The organism is Chromobacterium sp. Ag138, from assembly GCF_055181315.1.
In genome coordinates, this window is sequence record NZ_JBUPWA010000001.1 from 1,826,312 (window position 1) to 1,830,315 (window position 4,004).

General features: G+C 61.1%; 1 tRNA gene, 1 pseudogene and 1 other annotated feature. Of the genes and pseudogenes, one reads left to right on the forward strand and one right to left on the reverse strand.

Going from position 1 to position 4,004, the window contains the following annotated elements:
* Nucleotides 1–488: a sequence feature (16S ribosomal RNA rRNA prediction is too short), on the reverse strand.
* 1,045 nt (nucleotides 489–1,533) lie between these two features.
* Nucleotides 1,534–3,849: pseudogene (gene rnr, locus ACY3GB_RS08240) on the reverse strand (ribonuclease R); the annotation flags it as partial.
* Nucleotides 3,850–3,922: 73 nt separating this feature from the next.
* Here rnr and ACY3GB_RS08245 point away from each other — a divergent pair.
* A tRNA-Leu gene (locus tag ACY3GB_RS08245) sits at nucleotides 3,923–4,004 on the forward strand.

The window sequence follows — 4,004 nt, forward strand, 5'->3', positions numbered from 1 at the left end:
TGCTTATTCTTCCGGTACTGTCATCCCCGCCAGGTATTAACCAGCGGGATTTCCTCCCGAACAAAAGTCCTTTACAACCCGAAGGCCTTCTTCAGACACGCGGCATGGCTGGATCAGGCTTGCGCCCATTGTCCAAAATTCCCCACTGCTGCCTCCCGTAGGAGTCTGGGCCGTGTCTCAGTCCCAGTGTGGCGGATCATCCTCTCAGACCCGCTACTGATCGTCGCCTTGGTGAGCTCTTACCTCACCAACTAGCTAATCAGACGTCGGCTGCTCGTATAACGTGAGGCCTTACGGTCCCCCACTTTCCCCCTCAGGGCGTATGCGGTATTAATCCGGCTTTCGCCGAGCTATCCCCCATTACACGGTACATTCCGACGCATTACTCACCCGTTCGCCACTCGTCAGCGGTGCAAGCACCCTGTTACCGTTCGACTTGCATGTGTAAAGCATGCCGCCAGCGTTCAATCTGAGCCAGGATCAAACTCTTCAGTTCAATCTCAAGCAAATTTTCTGGCACGCAAGTTCAAAGAAATAAACAAGTATCTCTTGTCTCTTGCAGTGCAAGTGTTCGGCTTTCGCCAAGCACTTACACCTATCGGTTATTCGTTCTGTTAAAGAGCAGTGCCATCCGCTGCGTCGTCATCACCGGAACCGTTTCGTTTCCGCTGTTTCGTTCGCTGCGTCAGCTGAGGAGGCGAACTATACGCCCGGCCCCCACCTCCGTCAACACCTTTTGCGAGAAAAAATGAACTTTCTTCGAGTAAACCACGCAAGACGCTGATTTACAAGGAAAGGCTCCGGGAAGGATTTTCATGGAAACGTAAAACGCTTCCCCCCCCTGAGCCACATCCCGAAACTGTTTCCGCCAAACAAAACCGGCTCGAATCATGGATTCGAGCCGGTTTGCTTATACCTATTAATATAGATAGCAGCTGATCACTCCTCGCCAGCACGCTTCTTAGCATTGCTCCTGCCGCTGCCGCGCTTGCGCGCTAACGGCTGCGTTTGAGATGGCTCTTGAGCCGACGCAGCCGGGGGCGGAGCATCCTGGCCGCCCTTCGCCGCCTGACGACGAACCGGCGGCTTGGCAGCAGCCGGAGCAGCCTTGGGAGCGCCCCCCCCAGTCGGCTTGTCATCGACCGGCTTGGCAGAACGGACACGCCTCTTCGGCGCGGCCGGCGCGCTTGCGGGCTGGGAGGCCGCGCCTTCGCCTTTGATTGCCGGCGCTTGGCCCTCCGCCGGCTTGGCGGTCTGCCGGGCAGCGGGAGCGGACGTCTTCCCGACTTCGCCGACAGCCGGCTTGGCCGAGCGGGTTCGACCTTTCGGCGCGGCCGGCAGGCCCGCAGGCTTGGTTGCCGGGGTGCTAGCCTCAGGCGCCGGGCTCTCAGCTTTTGCAGCTGACATCTTGCCTTCCGCAGATTTGGCTGTCTGGCCTGCCGCCGGCACAGAAGCAGCCTTCCCCTCTCCGGCTGGCTGGGCGGGACGCCTGCGTCCCGCCGGCACCGGCGGCAAACCGGCCGGCTTCGACTCAGGCGGCTCGCCACTCGCCGGTGCCGCTGCAACAGCGTGCGCCCCCGCGCTTCCTTCGCCCTTCCCGCCGCGGCGGCGGCGGCTGGAGCGGGTGCCCATCCGTTTCTCGGCAGCGCCCTCGCCCGCTTCTTGCGCCGAGGAAGGGTCCTTGATCAGCGCGAAGTCGACCTGGGAGTTCTCCAGATTGGCGCCCATCACCTTGACCGTCAGCACATCGCCAAGCCGGTACTGGACGCCGCTCTTCTCGCCGATGATGGCTTGCACATCCTTCTTGAAATGGAAGTAATCCTTGCCAAGCTCGGAGATGTGCACCAGTCCTTCGACATATACGTCGTCCAACAGCACGAATACGCCAAAACTGGTGACCGCGCTGATCTTGCCTTGGAAGATCTCGCCAACCTTGTCGCGCATATAGTAGGTCTTGAGCCAGGACTCGACGTCCCTGCTGGCATCGTCTGCGCGCCGCTCGGTCATCGAGCAGTGCACGCCGAGCTGCGCCCACTTGCCCGGCTTGTACTTGCCGCCCTTCAATACCGCCTTGATCGCCCGATGAACCAGCAGGTCCGGATAGCGGCGGATAGGCGAGGTGAAATGGGTATAGGCCTCATAGGCCAAGCCGAAGTGGCCGTTGTTGTCCGGGGTATAGACCGCCTGCTGCATCGAGCGCAGCAACATGGTCTGCAGCACCGGCGCGTCCGGACGGCCGTGGATCTGTTCGGCCAGCTTGCCGTAATCCTTGGCGGAGGGCTTGTCGCCGCCGCCGAGCGCCAAACCGACCAGCCGCAGATAGGTGCGCAGGTTTTCCAGCTTTTCCTCGGTCGGCCCCTCATGGACGCGGTACAGCGCCTTGTGGCCGTTCTTCTGCAGGAAGTCGGCGGAACAGACGTTGGCCGCCAGCATGCACTCTTCGATCAAGCGATGCGCGTCGTTGCGCACGATAGGCACGATGCGCTCGATCTTGCCCTGCTCATTGAAGATCATCTGCGTTTCCACCGAGTCGAACTCGATGGCGCCGCGCTTGGCGCGCGCGGCCAGCAGGATCTTGAACAGCGCGTACAGATCCTTCACATGCGGCAGCATCGCATGGTCGGTACCGTTCTGCAGCCAATCCCACACCTGGTTGTAGGTGAGGCGGGCTTTGGACTGCATCACCGCCGGATAGAACTTGTACTTTTTGACCTCGCCCTTGGCGTTGATCTGCATGTCGCAGACCATGCACATGCGCTCGACGTCTGGATTCAGCGAGCAGATGCCATTGGACAGCGCCTCCGGCAGCATCGGGATCACCCGGCGCGGGAAATAGACCGAAGTGCCGCGATCCAGCGCTTCTTTGTCCAGCGCGTCGCCCGGCTGCACATAGAAGCTGACGTCGGCGATCGCCACCACCAGGCGGTAACCCTTGCCCTGCTTCTCGGCGTATACCGCGTCGTCGAAATCGCGCGCGGTTTCGCCGTCTATCGTCACCAGCGGCAGCTCGCGCAGATCGACGCGGTCCTTGGTCCAGTCTTTCTTGCGCACCTTCTTCGGCGTTTCCTTGGCCTGGGCCAGCGCGTCGTCCGGGAAACGGTGCGGCAGCGCATGCTTGCGCAGCGCGATCTCGATCTCCATTCCCGGATCGGCGTAGTTGCCCAGCACCTCGGCCACCTTGCCGACCGGCTGATGGCGGGCATCCGGCTGCTGCAGAATGTCCACCATCACCACCTGGCCATCCTTGGCGCCGGCGTCGCCGCCCGGCTCGATCAGGATGTCGTGGTTGATGCGGCGGTCTTCCGGGCGCACCACCCACACGCCGCGCTCGTGCTGAATGCGGCCGACCAGCTTGGTCACCGCGTGCTCCAGCACCTCGACGATCCGGCCCTCCTGCCGGCCGCGACGATCTACGCCGGACGGCCGCACCATCACGCGGTCGCCGTGCATCACCTTCCTCATCTCGCGCTCGGGCAGGAAGATGTCGTTGCCCGAGCCTTCGCCTTCATCGGGGATGGCGAAGCCGAAACCATCGCGGTGGCCGGAAACCTTGCAGCGGATCAGATCGAGTTTCTGGGCGACGCAGACCGCGCCCTTGCGATTGATGATGATTTCGCCGTCGCGCTCCATCGCGCGCAGACGGCGTTCGAAGAAGGATGATTCGTCGCCGTGAATCGACAACATGCCGGCCAATTCATCCGGGAATAACGGCACCCCCTGCTCGGCGAGAATCTGCATGATGAACTCGCGGCTGGGCAAGGGATTGGAATATTTGAGTTTTTCCCTCTCGAGGAACGGATCCTGTTCGCGGAGGGAAGGACTTTTTTGCTTTTTTGAGGTTTGAGCCATTGACACCCTCAGAATTATGTCTATAATTCGCTTCTCGTTGCAGCGATGCAACAGAATGATACAGCAAAGCGACGCCCAGGTGGCGGAATTGGTAGACGCACTAGGTTCAGGTCCTAGCGCCCGCAAGGGTGTGGAAGTTCGAGTCTTCTCTTGGG